The following is an 18266-nucleotide window of genomic DNA, read 5'->3' as shown; positions in this document are numbered from 1 at the left end:
GCAGTCAACGAAGCAGGCAAGCGATTCAGGAGCCCTGCCCGAACTCCCGCGCATGCTCCACCGCGTACTTGATGAGCTCCGCCTGCCCCTCGATCCCCAGCCGCCGCTTGATGCTCTGCCGATGCGCCTCCACAGTGCGCACGCTCAGGCCCAGGTCACGCGCGATCTGCTTGCTCGACTCCCCTCGCCCCAGCGCAGAAAGAATCTCGCTCTCGCGCGGGGTGAGCAGCGGCCTCGGCTCCTGCGTGCGAAACAGCTTCTTCGACACGGCTGGGCTCAGGAAGGTACCGCCCGCCGACACAGCCTCGATGGCCGCGACGATCTCCGCCGCGGGCGCGTCTTTCAGCACGTAGCCGCGTGCGCCCGCCTGCAGAGCCTTCTGCACGTACTCGGGGTTGTCGTACATGCTGAGCATCACGATGTGCGGCGCGCCCTGGCGTTGCAGCAGCAGCGCCGCGAGCTCGATGCCGTTCATGTCCTTCATGCCGACGTCCATCAGCATGAGGTCGGGCCGCAGGCTCTCCACCAGCGCAAGCGCTTCGGCGGCGCTGCCGGCCTCGCCGACGATCTGCAGGTTGGGCATGGAGCCGAGCCGGGCGCGCAGGCCGTCGCGCACCAGCGGGTGATCGTCCACCAGGAACAGGCGCACGGCCGCAGTAGGCATGTCCTTGGCTTGTTGTGTCGTGGTCATGCGGCCTGTGCCTTCGCGCTGCGGGCCGGCACCTCGGCCTCGATGGAGGTGCGCCCCGCGTTGGAGTTCATGGTGAGCCGCCCGCCGATGGCCTCCATGCGCTCGCGCATGTTGCGCAGGCCGATGCCGCGCCGCGGGTCGAGCTGCACGGCCTGAATGTCGAAGCCGGTGCCATCGTCGCTCACTTCCAGACGCACGCCCTCTTCGTCGTCGAAGTTCAGCGCAATGTGCACGTGCTGTGCGTGCGCGTGCTTGCGCACGTTGGTCAATGCTTCCTGCGTCAGGCGGAAGAGCGCTGTCTTCACTTCGGGCTGCAGCTCGAAGGATTCGCCGCCCATCATCATCGACGCATCGACTCCGCCCTCCTCCCTGAACTCGTCGACCAGCCGCTCCAGCGCGGCGGGCAGGCCCAGTGTGTCGAGCAAGGCGGGGCGCAGGCGGTGCGAGATGCGGCGCACCTCGATCAGCGAATCGTTGAGCCGCTGCAGCGCCTTGGCCAGCGCGGGCGGCGTGGTGGTGTGCTGCTGGCGGTCGAGCGATTCCACGGCGGACTCGATCAGCAGCTTGGCCGACACCAGCGTCTGGCTGGTGCCGTCGTGCAGCTCGCGCGCGAGGTGGCCGCGCTCTTCTTCCTGCGACTGCACCACGCGCCGCGCGAGCAGGCGCAGCTTGGCCTCTGCCGTGCGGTGCTCGCTGAGGTTCAGCAGCAGGCCGGCGGCGCTGACCACGCCAAGGCACAGTGCGGCGATGCCGGCAATCCACAGCAGCGTGGCGGTGACGTTGGCGTTCATCTGCCGATCGAGGGTGTCCATGGTCGACTGGATGTCGTCGAGGTACAGGCCGGTGCCGACCATCCAGTTCCAGCGCGGCAGCGCCGTGACGTAGCCGAGCTTGGGCGCCATCTGCGCGCTCGACGGCTTGCGCCACTCGTATTCGATGTAGCCGCCGCCGTTTTCCTTCGCGCCCTTGATCAGTTCCTGGATGGTGTAGCGGCCGCGCGAATCGCGCAGCTCCCAGAGGTTCTTGCCGACCAGTTCGGGCTGGCGCGAGTGCATGAGCGAGTTGCCCTCGAGGTCGTAGACGAAGAAGTAGCCGTCGTCGCCGTAGTTGAGCGCGGCGAGGCGGCGCAGAGCCTCGTTGCGGGTGGCTTCGTCGTCCTGGCCGGATTCGTACAGCGGAAGCAGGTTGCTCACGGCCAGGTCCACGTAGCTGCGCAGTTCGCTGCGGCGCTGGTCCATGTAGCTGCGCTCGATGAGGGCGCGCTCGCGCTGGGCGAGGTCATGCTCCTGGTGGCGCACCGCGAGGGCCACGAGCACCAGTGCGATGAGCAAGGGTGCCACAGCGAGCGCAACGATCTTGGTGCGGAGGTTCATCGGGGGGCAAGGCTACCACCGCCGCCTGGCCGGCCTTTCAGAGCTCGGGGTTCGTCAGTGGCAGCAAGGCGCGGTCGTTCAGGGCGTCCAGCAGTGCATCTTGATCGGCGCCGCCTTCGAGCATCAGGTCCAGGTTCTTTCCCGTCAGCGGCCGAATGGCAAGAAAGCTGAACTCGTAGCCGAGGCCGCTTGCACGACGGCGGCTGATACGGGCCTGCCGCAGGTCGGCTTGCCAGCTGCCGTCGGTGCTGCGCAACTGCACACCGTCGAGTTCGAAGGCGCGCACCCGCGAGGGCGCGAAAGTGCTGACCTGCGAGAAGGGAATGAACCACACGAGCCATGCAGCCAGCGGCACGACCACGCACAGCCCCACCATGGTCTTCAGAAAGCCCGCGTCGGAAGCATTGAGCAGCAGCGCAATGGCCGCCGCACCCGCCAGCGCGTAGCCCGCCGCAATCCAGGCCAGGAAACAACGCCAGCAGAAAACCATGGCGCGGCTTTGCAGCACGCCTGTGGCCGTCGGCGTGGGGCAGGCTCGAAGCGAGAGGTAGTGATTGAGGGCCGGCACCAGGTCATCGACGGGCACCGCCAGCATCAGCTTCTTGAAGGGCCGGGTATGAACGATCAGGTAGTTGTCGCTGTCGGGAATGCTCTCGAAGGTCAGCACGTCGATCCAGTCGACGTGGCCGAGCCCTTGCACCGAGAGGCCGCTTTCGTCGACGTCGACCTGCACGCTTTCGTTGAAGGGCTTGGGCCGGCGCTCGCCGGGTTTCAGCCAGCGCGCCTCGAGCCAGAGCCACGCGCGCACGACGACCACCAAACCCACCAGCCACAGCGCGAAGAGGGCAAGCCAGGCCACCATGCCCAATGCGATGTACCAACCCGTCGCCTCCAGGTCGATGACCCATACACCTGCAACGCCCATCAACAATGTGTAGGCCGTACAGAGCAACAGGATGGGCCAGATCAGGGCGGCGTCGTGCTGGGTGACCTGGATGCGCCGCGAAAAAACCGGAGGGCTCATTGAATGCCGCGGCTACCGTCCAACGGCGATGCCCACGGCCCGCGGGCGGAACTCGGTCGCGTAGTACAGCAGCGCCAGCAGCACATACCCGCCGCCCAGCAGGCACAAACCGCTCCATCCGTGGAAGGCATACACGGCCGCGGCGATGCCCGAGGCCACCGCCGCGCAGATGAAGATGAAGGTCATGAACAGCCCGTTGAGCCGGCCGCGCAGCTCCGGCGCCAGCATGAACAGGCTGCGGAAGTTGAGCACCTGGCACAGCTGCACCGCCCCGTCGAGCAGGATGCCCGCCGCGACCAGCCCGGCCACCGAGCGGTAGTGCATGGCGACCGCGCCGAGCAAGAAGGACAGCAGCGCGACCACGATGGCTGCGCCGGTCGCAGGCCGCGTCCACCCCTGGTCGGCCAGCCGGCCCGCCACCGGCGCGAGCAAGGCGCCAGCGGCGCCGGCCAGCGCGAACAGCGCAATGCCGCGCTGTCCCATGCCGAACTCGTGCACCAGCGCCAGCGGCACGGCAGTCCAGAAGGCCTGGAAGGCGGAGAACATCATCCCCTGGTAGAAGCCGCGCCGGCGCAGCAGCGGCGTGTTCAGCACGATGCCGGGCAGCGAGGCCATGGTGCGCGCATAGCCCACCGAGGCATGCGGCCGGCGCTGCGGCAGCACGCGCCACAGCACGGCAATGAGCGTGGCCATCAGCGCGGCCGAGAGCCAGAACACCGCGCGCCAGCCCAGCGCGGAAGCCACCACGCTGGCAAAGGGCCGCGCCAGCATGATCCCGCCCAGCAGGCCGGCCATGATGTTGCCGACCACCTTGCCGCGCGTGGCCTCGGGCGCGAGGTGCGAGGCGAAGGGCAGCAGCACCTGCGCCGCGACCGCGCATGCGCCCACCACGAACGAGGCCACTAGGAAGGTGATGGCGGAGTTCGAAAGCGCGATGCCCACCAGCCCGATCACCGCGCCGAACAGCGCGCCCACGATGAGCTTGCGGTTCTCGACCACGTCGGCCAGCGGCACCAGCAGCAGCAGGCCGGCGCCGTAGCCGAGTTGCGTCAACGTCATGATCAGGCCGGCCAGCCCGGCATGCAGTTGCAGCGTGTCGGAGATGGGGCCGATCAGCGGCTGGGCGTAGTAGATGTTGGCCACGCACAGGCCGCAGGCGATGGCGAAGACCAGCGTGAGAGCGGGCGTAAGACCGGCCGGAGAAACAGAAGCTCTGGAGGCGGAAGAAGACATGAGGAGTCCCGGTTCGAGAGGGCAACCTTAGGGGTTAACCCGAAGCCGGAGGACCATAGCACGGGAGGCCGATTCCTGCAGCGCTCAGGCCTTGCGGTCAATCCACGCTCGTGGGCCTGCCCGAGGCCACCCACGCATCGAGCCCGCCCGTCAGCGGCAGGGCCCGCCGCGCCCCGCGTGCCAGCAGCACGCGCGCGGCCTGCGCGGCCGACACCTCGTTGGGGCAATTGCAGTACAGCACCACGTCGCGCCCTGCCGCGTGCGACAGGTCGAGGCTGCGCTGCTGCAGCGCCTTGAGCGTGTACGACTGCGCTCCCGGAATGCGGCGCGGATCGACCTGCACGCCGGCCTGCCCGCGCACGTCGATCACCAGCGGCGGCTCCTCGCCGTTCAGCAGTTCGTGCAGCTCTTCCACCGAGATGCGCGGCATGCCCGTGAGCCGCATGAAAGCGCGCCGGCGCCAGTAGCGCACCGCGAGGATCACCACCAGCACAAGGGCCACTGCCGCGGTGGCGATGCCGCCGGCCTGCGCCAGCACGGCCAGCACTTCCTGGATCTGGTTGCGAAACACCCAGCCCAGCCCGAGGAACAGCCCCGTCCAGACCAGCGCCGCGCCCACGTCGAAGCCGATGAAGCGCCGCACCGACATGCCCAGCGCCCCGGCCATCGGCGGCGCCACCACCGACACGCCCGGCACGAACTTGGCAGCCACAAGCGAGAGGCCGCCCCAATCGGTGATGAGCGATTCGCCGCGCCGCACGCAGGTGTCGGGCGACAGCGAGATGCGGCACAGCATGCGCATGAAGCGGTAGCCGAAGCGCCGCCCGGCATAGAACCACGCACCGTCGCCCAGCAGGTTGGCGATGACGGCGGCCATCACCACGCCGGGCACCGAGACATCGCCGGCTGCCAGCAGCGCGCCCGTCAGCACGAGCACCGCGGCCGCCGGCACGGGCAGCCCAAGCCGCGCGGCGAAGCTGGCGGCAAACACCACCAGGATCGCGTTCTGCACGAGCAGGGACATCAGCTGCGCCATGGCTGCCTTTGTGGCCCGGATGCCGGTCGAAGTTGCGGGGATTGCGTGCGGTTCATGCCGGCAGCGATTCTCAGGCATGGCCCAAGAACGTACCGTGCGCGGGCCATTGCCGAATGGTTTTCGGTTTTGCTCCCTCCCCTCCTGGGGGAGGGTTGGGGTGGGGGCACGACGGCGATGGAAAAAGCGGCGCCTGTGCGAAGGCCTGCCCCCATCCCAGCCTTCCCCCAGAGGGGGAAGGAGCAAGACGAACTCAGCGCGGGGCGTCGCCCTTTCGGTATTCGGCAGTCAGTTCGTCGAGCTTCTGCTTCAGCGCCGGATCAAGCTTGTATTCGGCGGCGGCCAGCGTCGCATCCAGCTGATCGGGCCGGCTCGCACCCAACAGAGGCGCGGTGATCAGCGGATTCGCCATGACCCACGCCACCGCCAACGTGGCCAGCGGCACGCCGGCCTCGTCCGCCAGCCTGTGCAGCTGGGCCACGGTGTTGAAGCTGCGCTCGTTCCAGTAGCGGTCCTGGTACATGCCACCGGCGGTGCCGAGCGTGAAGCGCGTGTTCTCCTCCGGCTTCGCTCCGGGCTTGTACTTGCCGGTCAGCAATCCGCCGGCCAGCGGGTTGTAGGGAATCACGCCCAGGCCTTCCTCGCTGGCCAGCGGCAGCAGCTCGCGCTCGATCTCGCGGAACAGCAGGCTGTAGCGCGGCTGCACCGACACGTAGCGCGTGAGCTTGTGCAGCTCGGCCTTGCCCAGCGCGCGCGCCAGCCGGTAGGCCAGGAAGTTCGACACGCCGATGTAGCGCGCCCGCCCCGACTTCACGATGGTGTCGAGCGCCTCCAGGCTCTCTTCGAGCGGTGTCTCGCGGTCGTCGCTGTGCAGCTGGTACAGGTCGACGTGGTCGGTCTGCAGCCGCTTGAGCGAAGCGTCGATGGCGTCCAGCAGGTGCTTGCGCGACGCGCCCTGGTCCCAGCTGTTCAGGCCGACCTTGCCGACCGCCTTGGTGGCGACGACGAAGCGGCGGCGGCCCGCGGGGCCCTGCTTTTGCAGCCAGCGGCCGATGATTTCCTCGGTGCGGCCGGTGGTCTCGACCGTGCCGCCGAGAGGGTACACGTCGGCAGTGTCGAGGAAGTTGATGCCGCCTTCGGCCGCCTTGTCGAGGATCTGGTGCGACACCGTCTCGTCGGTCTGCAGGCCGAAAGTCATGGTGCCGAGGGCGAGCCGCGACACGGTGAGGCCTGTGCGGCCGAGACGGATGGTGGGAATGCTCATGGGGTCTCGCTCCGAGGAAAGAGAGGGATGAAGAATGGCGCGGCCATCATAGGCACGGCCGCGCGATCCTGCAGGCGGCGGAGATTCAGGTGGTTTCGAGATGCACGCCGGGCGCGCCCCGGGCCACCGAGAAGCGGGCCATGGGCGCCACGGCCGAATCGGCGTTCTTCTCGTCCTCCACCGCGCGGAACTCGACCTCGCAGCCGCGGGCATCGAGCGTCACGAGCGCGTAGCCGCGCTTGTCGCCGCGGCCGTAGCGCAGGTGCTCGTTCTTAGCGAGCATGTTCGCCACGTTGGCGGCGCTCGGCCCTTCGGAGGTGATGGCGCCGCCGACGAATTCGGTCGCCACCGCCTGTCCTTGCGCCTCGCGCTGCAGGTCGGCGGCCCAGAAGGCGTGCACGTCGCCGCTCGCGACCAGCGCGTTGCCGCCGCGCGCCTTGTGTGCGGCCAGCCCGTCGAGCAGGCGCGCGCGGGCGGCGGCGTAGCCGTCCCAGCCGTCCATCCAGTAGCCATGCTCGGGGCCGCGCTTGCGATCGGCCTCGGCGAGCAGGGTGGGCTGGGCGAGCACGGTCCACTGCGCGGGTGGCGCCGCGAGTTCGCGCGCGAGCCACGCCTCTTGCGCCGCGCCGAAGAAGCTGCGTTCGGGCGCGAGCCGGTCGGGGCAGTCGGCCAGCGGCGATGCGCTGCGGCCCGCGAGGCAGGCGTGGTGCGAGCGGTACTGGCGTCCGTCGGTCAGCAGCACGTCGAGCATGCGGCCGAAGCGATGGCGGCCGTAGATGGTGGCGTCGGGCCCGCGCGGGCGCATGCTGGCGGGCACCGGCATGTGCTCGTACCAGGCCTGGTAGGCGGCCGCGCGAATCGCGAGGAATTGCGCGGGGTCGACGGTGCGCGGCGATAAATCGTTCGCGTAGTCGTTGGCCACCTCGTGGTCGTCCCAGGTCACGAGCCAGGGAAAGACGGCGTGCGCGGCCTGCAGGTGCGGATCGGTCTTGTAGAGCGCGTAGCGGTTGCGGAACTCGGCCAGCTGCGTGGGAATGCCGCCCTCGTGGCGCCGCACGTGGCGCGAGCCCCAGGAGCTTTCATAGATGTAGTCGCCCAGATGCACCACGAAGTCCAGCGGCTGCGCGGCCATGTCGCGGTAGGCGGCGTAGTAGCCCTGCTCGTACTGCTGGCAGGAGGCGAAGGCGAAGCGCAGCGGCTGCTGCGTCCCGCCGTCCTCGGCGGGCGTGGTGCGCGTGCGTCCAATCGAGCTGCGTACGCCGCCGGCCGTGAAGCGATACCAGTAAGGGCGGCCCGGCGACAGCCCCTGCACTTCGACATGCACCGAGTGCGCAAGCTCGGCCGTAGCGATGGCCGAGCCCTTCGCCACGACGCGCCTGAAGCCCTCGTCGTCGGCGACTTCCCATCGCACTTCGACGGGCGCATCGCCCATGCCGCCGCCCTGCAGCGGCTCTGGCGCCAGGCGTGTCCAGAGCACGAAGCCGTCGGCGCGCGGCACGCCCGAGGCCACGCCCAGCGTGAACGGATCGCGCGACGCCGTGGCCGGCTGCGCATTCAGCCGCAGGAACGGATGGCCCAGCGAAGCGGCGGCCAGCCCGCCGCACAGCAGGCGTCGGCGCGAGAGTCTTTCTTCCTTCATCCGGGGCAATGTCCCCCGGTTCGCTCGCCCCTGTCAATCGGGCCGGAAGAAAGCCGACAGTCAGGACCCTGGCTGCGAGCCCACTACCGTGACCCGCGCCGTCATGTACGGATGCACCGAGCAGACATAGTCGTACACGCCCGGCTTGTCGAAGACGCGGGCGAAGGCCTTGCCGGGCAGCAGCAGGTCGATGCCCGTCGAGCCGTCCTTGAAGACCAGGCCGTGCGGCGCGCCGTCGTCGTTCTGCCAGCTCACGCGCTGGCCGGCCTTGACGGTGATCTGCGCGGGCTCGAAGGCGAAGTTGCGGATGGCCACGTGCGCCGAGCCGCCGGCGTGCGCGCCTTCGGAAGCTGCCGTGCGCTGCACCGCGATCTTGCGCGGCGCGTTGCCCACCGCCACCGTGTGCATGGGCCCGCCCGCAAGGTCGACCACGCTGACGTCGTTCGAGCCCTCGTTGCTCACCCACAGCTTCTTGCCGTCCGCCGACAGGTCGAGCCAGTGCGGCTGCTTGCCCACAGGGATGCTGCGCACCGCCGCGTGCGTGGCCGGATCGAACAACATGACCTCGCCTGGCCCCTGCACCACCACCACACCGCTCGCCATGCCCATGAAGTGCTGCGCGATGTGCGGCGACACGCCCGTGGGAATCGGCACGCCCCACTGGTTGGTGGCGGGGTCGAGCACCTGCACGGCGGCCACGCCGGCCAGCGTGAGGTACAGCGCCTTGCCGTCATGGCTGAACTCGAGGTCGCGCGGCGGCTTGTCGAGCGGGATCTGCGTGACCACGGCGCGCGTCGCCATGTCGATGACCACCAGCGCGAAGTGCCCCGGCTCCTGCGAAGCGACGTAGGCCTGCCGCCCGTCGGGCCGGATGGCGATGGTGTGCGGCTTGGGCACCGGCACGGTGGCGCTCACGCCGTGGGCCGATGTGTCGACGAAAGCCACGCGGTCGTCGCCGTTGACGGCCACCAGCAGCCACTTGCCGTCGGTGGTCATGGCCAGGCCCTGCGGCCCCTTGCCCACGTCGATGGCGCGCGTGACACGGTCGCTCGCGGCGTCGATCTCGCTCACGGCAGCGGCGCCCGAGCCGCTCACGAACACGCTGCGCCCGTTGGGTGCGACGATGATGCCGTCGGGCCCCGCCGCCACAGGCAGCGTGGCGACGACGCGCTCGGTGCCGGTGTCGATCACGCTGACGGTGCTGTCCTTGAAGTTGCCGACATAGGCCTTGGGGCCTGCTGCAAGCGCGGCGCCGGCCGAAGCCGCCAGGGCCGCAAAGATGACGAGGATTCGCGCGAAGCCGGGCATGGCGATCATGGTGAAGACCTCCTGGAAGAAGAAAGAAGAAGCAGAATCCGCAGAGGGCATGACGCATGGCATGCCCTGCTTATTCCAGCGGGGGCCGAAAAAAACTGGAATAAAAAACCGGGCTGCCACGTCATGCAGGAAGAAGGAGCCCTTGAGCCTGTCGACCGACCGCACACGCCAGTTCGAAGCCGCCGCGCTGCCGCATCTCGATGCGGCATGGAACCTTGCGCGCTGGCTGCTGCGCGACGACCAGCTGGCCGACGACGCGGTGCAGGAGGCTTATCTGCGCGCGTTCCGGTTCTTCGATGGGCTGCGCGGCGAGAGCGCCCGGCCGTGGCTGCTGGGCATCGTGCGCAACGCCTGCTACGACTGGATGCGGCAGAACCGGCAACTCGCCGACCAGGTGGAGTTCGACGAGCTGCGCGACAGCGAGGCGGTTTCAGCACCCTCCTCGCCCGAAGCCGGCGATCCGGCGCGGCAGTGGGAGCAGCGCGCGCAGGGCGAGCGAATCAACGCCGCCATCGATGCGCTGCCGCCGGTGTACCGCGAGGTGATCGTGCTGCGCGAGCTGGAGGAGATGCGCTACGAGGACATCGCGCGCATCGCGGGCGTGCCGCTGGGCACCGTCATGTCGCGGCTGTCGCGCGCGCGGGCGATGCTGCGCGAGAGCCTGCGCGACGAACGTCCCGGCGACGCGGGAGGAAGGACACGCCATGTCAATGTCTGACGAGGAACTGGGTACGCTGATCCGGCGCCATGCCACGCGGCACATGCCGCCCGAGGGGCTGGCCGCGCGCATCGGGCAGGCGGTGCGTGCGGAAGAAGTTGTTGTTGCCGCCTCGCCCACGCCCGCTCCGGTGCGGCGAAACCGGGGCCTGTGGCAAGGGCTGGCATGGTTCGGCACCGGCGCGGCCACGGCCTGGGGCCTGGCGCTCGTGCTTCTGGCAACGCCGGTGCCGCCTTCGGACGCTCTCGCCGAGGGCGTCACCGCCAACCATGTGCGCTCGCTGATGGCATCGCATCTGGCCGATGTGGCCTCGTCCGACCATCACGCGGTCAAGCCGTGGTTCGCCGGCAAGCTCGACTTTTCACCGCCGGTGGTCGACCTTGCCGCGGAGGGCTTTCCGCTCGCGGGCGGGCGGCTCGACTACCTGGACGGGCGCACGGTGGCGGCGCTGGTCTACCGCTCGGGGCCGCACGTCATCAACCTGTTCGTGTGGCCGGCTGCGGATGCAAAGGCGCAGGCGCCGGTGCTCTCCGCGCGGCAGGGCTACCAGCTCGTGCACTGGGCCCAGGGCGGCATGCAGGCCTGGGCCGTGTCGGATCTCAATGCAGTCGAACTGCAGAACTTCGCGGCGCTGCTGCGCGAGCGCGCCGCGACGCCCGCTGCGAAGTAGCCGGCAGCCGGCTCAGAAGGCGACGGCGGCCGGCCGGCGTGCGGCGGCACGGGCGCTTGCGATCGCCCAGCCGAAGATGCCCAGGCCCGCCAAAGCGAGCAGTGCGCCGACCCAGCCGGTCGAAGTCCAGCCCAGCCCGGCGGAAATCGCCACGCCGCCAAGCCATGCGCCGAGCGCGTTGGCCATGTTGAAGGCCGAGTGGTTGAGCGCGGCGGCGAGCGTCTGCGCGTCGCCGGCCACGTCCATCAGGCGGATCTGCAGGGCCGGGCCGATGGCCACGGTCGAGCCGATAAGGAACACGGTGAATGCTGCAGCCACGACGTGGTGCGCCGCGAAGGTGAACACCGCGAGCACCAGCGCCGCATAGGCCAGGACACCGCCGATGGTGCGCATCAGCGACTTGTCGGCCAGCCGCGAGCCCACGAGGTTGCCCACCACCATGCCGAGGCCGAAGAGCGCGAGCACGATGGGCACGCCGCCCACCGGCATGCCGGCCACCTCGATCAGCGTGGGCTTGATGTAGCTGAACACCGAGAACATGCCGCCGAAGCCGATGGCGGCGATGCCCAGCGTGAACCACACCTGCTTGCGCCTGAGCGCGCCGAGTTCGCGCCAGGGGCTGGCGCCGGCGGCGGGCGCCATGTCGGGAATGTCGCGGCGAAGCAGCGCGATGGCCACCAGCGCGATGAGGCCCACGAACACGAAGGCCGCGCGCCAGCCGAAGAACTGGCCCAGCCATGCCGCGATGGGCACGCCCACCAGCGTGGCACCGGTGAGCCCGAGCATTACGAGCCCCACGGCCCGCGCGCGGCGCCCCGGCGGAGCGAGCGTGGCGGCCACCAGCGCGGCCACGCCGAAGTAGGTGCCGTGCGGCAGTCCGGCGGCGAAGCGCAGCAGGTTCAGCAGCAGGTAGTTGGGAGCCGCGGCGCTGGCGAAGTTGCCGGCCGCGAACACGGCCATGAGCGCGATCAGCAGCGCGCGGCGGCGCCAGCCGGCGGCCAGCACCGCGAGCACCGGCGCGCCGATCACCACGCCGAGCGCATAGGCGCTGATGACGTGGCCGGCCTGGGGAATGCTCACGCCGATGTCTTTCGCGACCTCGGGCAGCAGGCCCATGATGACGAACTCGCCGGTGCCGATGGCGAAGCCGCCGACGCCAAGCGCGAGCACCGCGCGCAGGAAGTTGGCGGGCTTGCCCGAAGGCAGGGAAAAGGAAGAAATGTCGGTGACCGCGCTGTCCAGCGCGGGTGGGGAGGCGTTCAAGGCCAGGCTCCTGGGAGGGGTGCCCGGCGGCCGCGGGCAAGGCGCGATTTTAGGGTAAACCCTGAAATCGCGCCGGTACGCAATTGCCGAAGACCTTGTACTGGCAGGGCCGCGAGGGCCTGGTCAGTGGGCTCAGATCGCCACCAGCTGCCGCACGCCCTGCGCTTCCATGTCCTTGCCGAGCCCGCGCGCGATGACTTCACCGCGCTCCATCACGAGATAGTCGTCGGCCAGTTCCTGGGCGAAGTCGTAGTACTGCTCGCACAGCACGATGGCCATGTCGCCGCGGTCGGCCAGCATGCGGATGACGCGGCCGATGTCCTTGATGATGCTCGGCTGGATGCCTTCGGTGGGCTCGTCGAGGATCAGCAGCCTGGGCTTGGGGGCCAGGGCGCGCGCGATGGCGAGCTGCTGCTGCTGGCCGCCGGAGAGGTCGCCGCCTCGTCTGTTGATCATCTGCTTGAGCACGGGGAACAGCTCGAACAGTTCCTGCGGGATGGGCGTGCTGCCGCTCTTGTAGGCGAGGCCCATGCGCAGGTTTTCTTCCACCGTGAGCCTGGCGAAGATTTCGCGGCCTTGAGGGACGAAGCCGATGCCGGCCCTGGCCCTGTCGTAGGGCGTGGCCTTTTGGATCGGCTTGCCTTCGAGTTCGATGCTGCCGCTCTTGATGGGGACGAGGCCCATCAGCGACTTGAGCAGCGTGGTCTTGCCTACGCCGTTGCGGCCGAGCAGCACGGTGACCTTGCCGAGCGTGGCCTCGAAGCTCACGTCGCGCAGGATGTGGGAGCCGCCGTAGTACTGGTGGATGTTCTTGACTGTGAGCATGGGTTCGGTTCCTCAGCGGCCGAGATAGACCTCGATCACGCGCTCGTCGGCCTGCACTTCGTCCAGCGTGCCCTGCGCAAGCACGGAGCCGTCGCACAGCACGGTGACGATTTCGGAGATGGTGCGGATGAAGCTCATGTCGTGCTCCACCACCATCAGCGAGTGCTTGCCCTTGAGCGTGAGGAACAGCTCCGCCGTGCGCGCCGTTTCCTCGTCGGTCATGCCGGCCACAGGCTCGTCGAGCAGCAGCAGCTTCGGGTCCTGCATCAGCAGCATGCCGATTTCGAGCCACTGCTTCTGGCCGTGGCTCAGGTTGCCCGCGAGGCGCGACACGCTGTCGGCGAGATGGATGGTCTGCAGCACTTCGGCCAGCCGGTCGCTCTGCGCCGAGTCGAGCCTGAACAGCATCGACGCGCGCACGCCCTTGTCGGTCTTCAGCGCGAGCTCGAGGTTCTCGAACACGGTCAGGTGCTCGAACACGGTCGGCTTCTGGAACTTGCGGCCGATGCCCAGTTGCGCGATGTCCGCTTCGCGATGACGCAGCAGGTCGATGGTGCTGCCGAAGAACACGGTGCCCTCGTCGGGCCGGGTCTTGCCGGTGATGATGTCCATCATCGTGGTCTTGCCCGCTCCGTTGGGGCCGATGATGCAGCGCAGTTCGCCCGGCGCGATGTCGAGCGACAGCTTGTTGATGGCCTTGAAGCCGTCGAAGCTCACGCTCACGTCCTCGAGGTAGAGGATGCGGCCATGGGTGACGTCGACCTCGCCCGGCGTGACGTGGCGGCCGAAGTCGGCGGCGCGGCCACCCGATTCGGTGCTGCCGCTGTCGTAGGGCATGCCGCGGGCGCGTGCGGCGCGCTCGGCGCCGGCTTCCATCAGGTCGGGGGTCATGCGCGTGCTCCCTTCGGTTCGGCGCCCAGCGGCGCGTGCAGCGATTCCGGCTCCATGCCCTGCGAGGCGGCGAGTGCGCGTTGCGCTTCTTCGCGGCCGTCGCTCACCGCCGCCGTGGCGCCGGCCGCCGGTGCCTTCTCCCTCGACAACCACTTGCGCACCAGCCCCACGATGCCGTTCGGCAGGAACAGCGTGACGGCAATGAACAGCGCGCCCAGGAAGTACAGCCAGTACTCGGGGTACGCCACCGTGAGCCAGCTCTTCGCGCCGTTGACGATGAAGGCGCCGATGATCGGCCCGATCAACGTCGCGCGCCCGCCTACCGCGGCCCAGATCGCGATCTCGATGGAGTTGGCCGCGCTCATCTCGCCGGGGTTGATGATGCCGACCTGCGGCACGTACAGCGCGCCGGCCACGCCGCACATGATCGCGGAAATGACCCAGATCGTGAGCTTGTACGGCAGCGGGTTGTAGCCCGAGAACATCACGCGGGTCTCGGCGTCGCGAATGGCCTGCAGCACGCGGCCAAACTTGCTGCCGATGAGCCACTTCGCAAAGAGGAAGAAGCCCAGCAGCGTGGCGCCGGTGAGCGCGAACAGCGTCATGCGCATCTCCTGCGTGGCGATCGGAATATTCAGGATGCGCTTGAAGTCGGTGAAGCCGTTGTTGCCGCCGAAACCCGTCTCGTTGCGGAAGAACAGCAGCATGGCCGCGAAAGTCATCGCCTGCGTGATGATCGAGAAGTACACGCCCTTGATGCGCGAACGGAAGGCGAAGAAGCCGAACACGAAGGCGATGAGGCCCGGCACCGCGACGACCAGAATCAGCGTGGCGATGAAGCTGTCGCTGAAGGTCCAGTGCCAGGGCAGCGTCTTCCAGTCGAGGAACACCATGAAGTCGGGCAGGTCGCTCTTGTAGTTGCCGTCGCGGCCGATCTGGCGCATGAGGTACATGCCCATCATGTAGCCGCCCAGCGCGAAGAAGAGGCCGTGGCCCAGCGAGAGGATGCCGGTGTAGCCCCAGATCAGGTCCATGGCCAGCGCGCAGATCGCGTAGCACATGATCTTGCCGACCAGTGCCACGGCGTAGTCGCTCATGTGCAGCGGGCTGTCTGCGGGCACCCACATGTTGAGCGCCGGCGCGACCGCGCAAACCACGATGAGCGCGACGAAGAAGGCCGTCCAGCCCTTGCCGCTCAGCAGCGGCCCCTTGGTTGGAAGTACGACCTTGCTCATGCCTCAGCGCTCCGGCCTTTCATTGCGAAGATGCCCTGCGGCCGCTTCTGGATGAAGATGATGATGAAGACAAGCACCGCGATCTTCGCGAGCACCGCGCCCGCCCAGCCTTCGATGAACTTGTTGAGAATGCCCAGCCCCAGCGCCGCATACACGGTGCCCGCGAGCTGGCCGACACCGCCCATCACGACCACCATGAAGCTGTCGACGATGTAGCTCTGGCCCAGGTCGGGGCCGACGTTGCCGATCTGGCTCAGCGCGCAGCCGGCAAGGCCCGCGATGCCGGAGCCGAGCGCGAAGGCGTAGGTGTCGATGCGCGCGGTGTTCACGCCCATGCACGAGGCGATCGGACGGTTCTGCGTGACGCCGCGCACGAACAGGCCCAGCCGCGTCTTGCCGATGAGCCATCCCATCGCGAGCAACACCAGCGCCGCAAAAATAATGATGCAGATGCGGTTCCACGGCAACGTGACGTTGCTCAGCATCGAGAAGCCGCCGCTCATCCAGCCGGGGTTTTCCACACCGACGTTCTGCGCGCCGAACAGCGTGCGCACGAGTTGCTGCAGCATCAGGCTGATGCCCCAGGTGGCGAGCAGCGTCTCGAGCGGGCGGCCGTAGAGGAAGCGGATCACGCCGCGTTCGAGCACCGCGCCGACCAGCGCCGATGCGAGGAACGACACCGGGATCGCAGCGACGAGGTACAGCCCGAACGTCGACTCGGGCAGGTACTTCTGGAAGATGCCCTGCATCACGTAGGTGGCGTAGGCGCCGATCATCATCAGCTCGCCATGCGCCATGTTGATGACGCCCATCAGCCCGTAGGTGATGGCGAGGCCCAGCGCGGCGAGCAGCAGCACCGAGCCCAGGCTGATGCCGCTGAACACGGCGTTGATGCGGTCGCCCCAGACCAGCGAGCCGTCGATGCTGGCGATGGACGCGACGATGGCGGCCTTGACGTCCGCTTCGGTTTCGTCGGCCAGGCGCTGGTTGAGCAGCAGCTTGGTGTCGGGGTTGCGGTTGCTGCCCAGTTCCTTCGCGGCCACGAGGCGCTTGGCCTTGTCGGCGCTGGTGAGCATGCTGGCGGCGCGCACCAGTTCGAGTTGCGCCTTGATCTTCGGGTTGGTCTCGGCGGCCAGCGCCTTCTCGACCATCGGGATGCGTGATTCGTCGGGCTCCTTGAACAGGGCCTGTGCGGCTTCGGCGCGCACCGCGTCGTCCTTGCTCGTGAGCTTGAGCGCGGCCTGCGCGGCATCGAGCGCGCCGCGCATGAGGTTGTTGTTGACGACGTCTTCGGCGGTGTCGGGCACTTTCAGCTCGGCGCCGGTGACGGGGTCGAAGCCTTTGTCGTCCTTCATCACGAAGACCTTGTCTTCGGAGTACTTGACTGCGTCGTCGGACATCGCCTGGATGAAGGCGGCAGTCTTCTCGTCGGCCGTGAGCACGGCCTTGTTGAGCGCGGCGATGCGGGCTTCGGATTCGCCGGAGGCGATGGCCCGGGCTTCGTCGGCGGTCAGCGCGTGGGCGGCCGATGCCATGAGGAGCATGGCGGCAAAGGCGCAGTGAAGGGTTCGTCGAAGCATCTTGAAAGTGGGATTGGGGTTGGCTCCCTCCCCTTCCGGGGGAGGGTTGGGGTGGGGGCACGCGGCACCTGCACAAGCGCAGCGCTCGAATCGACCGCCGCCAGCCCCCACCCCTGCCCTCCCCCAGCGGGGGAGGGAGAAAAGCACACTTACAGCGACTTGCCAGCCGGCTGGTCCGGCTTCTTGTCGTTGCCTTCGATGTACGGACTCCACGGCTTGGCCTTGACCGGGCCCGGCGTCTTCCACACCACGTTGAACTGGCCATCGGCCTTGATCTCGCCGATGAACACGCTCTTGTGCAGGTGGTGGTTCTTCTCGTCCATCTTCGACACGATGCCCGAGGGGGCCGTGAAGGTCTGGCCGGCCATGGCGGCGATCACCTTGTCGGTGTCGGTCGACTTGGCCTTCTCGACCGCCTGCTTCCACATGTGGATGCCGATCCAGGTGGCTTCCATCGGGTCGTTGGTGAGCGGCTTGTCCTTGTGGCCGGCGATGTTCTTGGCCTTGGCGTACTCGCTCCACTGCTTGATGAAAGCCGTGTTGGTCGGGTTCTTGATCGACATGAAGTAGTTCCATGCGGCAAGGTGGCCCACCAGCGGCTTGGTGTCCACGCCGCGCAGCTCTTCTTCACCCACCGAGAAGGCAACCACGGGCACGTCCTTGGCCTTCAGGCCGGCGTTGCCGAGTTCCTTGTAGAAGGGCACGTTGGAGTCGCCGTTGATGGTCGAGACCACCGCCGTCTTGCCGCCGGCCGAGAACTTCTTGATGTCGGCAACGATGGTCTGGTAGTCGCTGTGGCCGAACGGCGTGTACTTCTCGTCGATGTCGGTGTCCTTCACGCCCTTGCTCTTCAGGTAGGCGCGCAGGATCTTGTTGGTGGTGCGGGGGTACACGTAGTCGGTGCCCAGCAGCACCCAGCGCTTGGCGCCGCCGCCTTCCTTGCTCATCAGGTAGTCGACGGCCGGGATGGCTTGCTGGTTGGGCGCTGCGCCCGTGTAGAACACGTTCTTCGAGAGCTCTTCACCCTCGTACTGCACGGGGTAGAACAGCAGGCCGTTCATTTCCTCGACCACCGGCAGCACCGACTTGCGCGACACCGAGGTCCAGCAGCCGAAGATCACCGAGACCTTGTCCTGGCCGAGCAGCTGCTTGGTCTTTTCGGCGAACAGGGGCCAGTTGGAGGCCGGGTCGACCACCACGGGTTCGAGCTGCTTGCCCAGCACGCCGCCCTTCTTGTTGATGTCGTCGATGGCCATCAGAACGGTGTCCTTCAACACGGTTTCCGAGATGGCCATCGTGCCCGACAGCGAGTGCAGCACGCCGACCTTGATGGTGTCGGCGGCAAATGCGGGCGCAGCAGAAATGCTGGCCAGCGCGACGGCGGCGGTGAGCGCCTTGAGTGTGAAACGACGTTGCATGTGGACTCCTGCTCCGGGGTTGGTTGACCTTGGCGCCAGCGCTGTGCTGGCGTGGGAGGGAGTTTGCGGAATGCACCAGGACGGGGAAATAC

General features: G+C 68.1%; 16 protein-coding genes. 2 read left to right on the top strand and 14 right to left on the bottom strand.

The annotated features are described in order from the left end of the window. Positions 1 to 25: 25 nt before the first annotated feature. The 8 genes from PMI12_RS23040 to PMI12_RS23005 form a co-directional block, all read right to left on the bottom strand. On the bottom strand, positions 26 to 691 hold the full coding sequence (locus PMI12_RS23040) for a response regulator transcription factor (RefSeq protein WP_007837242.1): 666 nt from the start codon (positions 689 to 691) through the stop codon (positions 26 to 28). Beyond that, positions 688 to 2064, bottom strand: coding sequence for a cache domain-containing protein (locus PMI12_RS23035; RefSeq protein ID WP_007837241.1), 1377 nt, complete (start codon positions 2062 to 2064; stop codon positions 688 to 690). Before PMI12_RS23035 ends, PMI12_RS23040 begins: the two co-directional genes overlap by 4 nt. A 37-nt stretch (positions 2065 to 2101) precedes the next feature. Further along, positions 2102 to 3088, bottom strand: coding sequence for a hypothetical protein (locus PMI12_RS23030; protein ID WP_007837240.1), 987 nt, complete (start codon positions 3086 to 3088; stop codon positions 2102 to 2104). A gap of 12 nt (positions 3089 to 3100) precedes the next feature. Further along, complete coding sequence (locus PMI12_RS23025) at positions 3101 to 4321, bottom strand: MFS transporter (RefSeq protein WP_007837238.1); 1221 nt, start codon at positions 4319 to 4321, stop codon at positions 3101 to 3103. 97 nt (positions 4322 to 4418) lie between these two features. Next, complete coding sequence (locus PMI12_RS23020) at positions 4419 to 5345, bottom strand: VTT domain-containing protein (protein WP_237726160.1); 927 nt, start codon at positions 5343 to 5345, stop codon at positions 4419 to 4421. 262 nt (positions 5346 to 5607) lie between these two features. Further along, a complete protein-coding gene (locus PMI12_RS23015) occupies positions 5608 to 6618 on the bottom strand; it encodes an aldo/keto reductase (RefSeq protein WP_007837236.1) in 1011 nt (336 codons plus the stop codon). Positions 6619 to 6703: 85 nt separating this feature from the next. Then, positions 6704 to 8257 (bottom strand): alkaline phosphatase D family protein, encoded by a 1554-nt coding sequence (locus PMI12_RS23010; RefSeq protein ID WP_007837235.1) that lies wholly within the window; start codon positions 8255 to 8257, stop codon positions 6704 to 6706. Positions 8258 to 8317: 60 nt separating this feature from the next. Continuing rightward, a complete protein-coding gene (locus tag PMI12_RS23005; RefSeq protein WP_007837234.1) occupies positions 8318 to 9574 on the bottom strand; it encodes a YVTN family beta-propeller repeat protein in 1257 nt (418 codons plus the stop codon). A 142-nt stretch (positions 9575 to 9716) separates the two neighbouring features. Between PMI12_RS23005 and PMI12_RS23000 the strand changes: the two genes are divergently transcribed. Together PMI12_RS23000 and PMI12_RS22995 are read left to right on the top strand one after the other, a co-directional pair. Next, complete coding sequence (locus PMI12_RS23000) at positions 9717 to 10292, top strand: sigma-70 family RNA polymerase sigma factor (protein WP_007837233.1); 576 nt, start codon at positions 9717 to 9719, stop codon at positions 10290 to 10292. Further along, positions 10279 to 10962: an anti-sigma factor family protein gene (locus PMI12_RS22995; protein WP_007837232.1), complete on the top strand. Its 684-nt coding sequence runs from the start codon at positions 10279 to 10281 to the stop codon at positions 10960 to 10962. Before PMI12_RS23000 ends, PMI12_RS22995 begins: the two co-directional genes overlap by 14 nt. Before the next feature lie 12 nt (positions 10963 to 10974). On the opposite strand, the gene PMI12_RS22990 is transcribed toward PMI12_RS22995, so the two are convergent. From PMI12_RS22990 to urtA, 6 genes are all read right to left on the bottom strand, one after another. Then, the gene (locus PMI12_RS22990; protein ID WP_007837231.1) at positions 10975 to 12225 is read right to left on the bottom strand and encodes an MFS transporter; all 1251 of its coding nucleotides are present in this window, start codon (positions 12223 to 12225) and stop codon (positions 10975 to 10977) included. A gap of 132 nt (positions 12226 to 12357) precedes the next feature. Then, complete coding sequence (gene urtE, locus PMI12_RS22985) at positions 12358 to 13050, bottom strand: urea ABC transporter ATP-binding subunit UrtE (protein WP_007837230.1); 693 nt, start codon at positions 13048 to 13050, stop codon at positions 12358 to 12360. A gap of 12 nt (positions 13051 to 13062) precedes the next feature. Next, complete coding sequence (gene urtD, locus PMI12_RS22980; protein WP_007837229.1) at positions 13063 to 13941, bottom strand: urea ABC transporter ATP-binding protein UrtD; 879 nt, start codon at positions 13939 to 13941, stop codon at positions 13063 to 13065. Beyond that, a complete protein-coding gene (gene urtC / locus PMI12_RS22975; protein ID WP_007837228.1) occupies positions 13938 to 15176 on the bottom strand; it encodes an urea ABC transporter permease subunit UrtC in 1239 nt (412 codons plus the stop codon). The genes urtD and urtC overlap by 4 nt, the downstream gene beginning before the upstream one ends. After that, the gene (gene urtB, locus PMI12_RS22970) at positions 15173 to 16720 is read right to left on the bottom strand and encodes an urea ABC transporter permease subunit UrtB (RefSeq protein ID WP_007837227.1); all 1548 of its coding nucleotides are present in this window, start codon (positions 16718 to 16720) and stop codon (positions 15173 to 15175) included. Before urtB ends, urtC begins: the two co-directional genes overlap by 4 nt. A 185-nt stretch (positions 16721 to 16905) precedes the next feature. Beyond that, positions 16906 to 18174 (bottom strand): urea ABC transporter substrate-binding protein, encoded by a 1269-nt coding sequence (urtA, locus tag PMI12_RS22965; RefSeq protein WP_007837226.1) that lies wholly within the window; start codon positions 18172 to 18174, stop codon positions 16906 to 16908. Positions 18175 to 18266 lie beyond the last annotated feature (92 nt).

This window comes from Variovorax sp. CF313 (assembly GCF_000282635.1).
In the GTDB taxonomy this organism is placed as follows: domain Bacteria; phylum Pseudomonadota; class Gammaproteobacteria; order Burkholderiales; family Burkholderiaceae_C; genus Variovorax.
The sequence above is the reverse complement of the archived record's forward strand: the minus strand, read 5'-3'. Positions and strand labels throughout refer to the sequence as shown.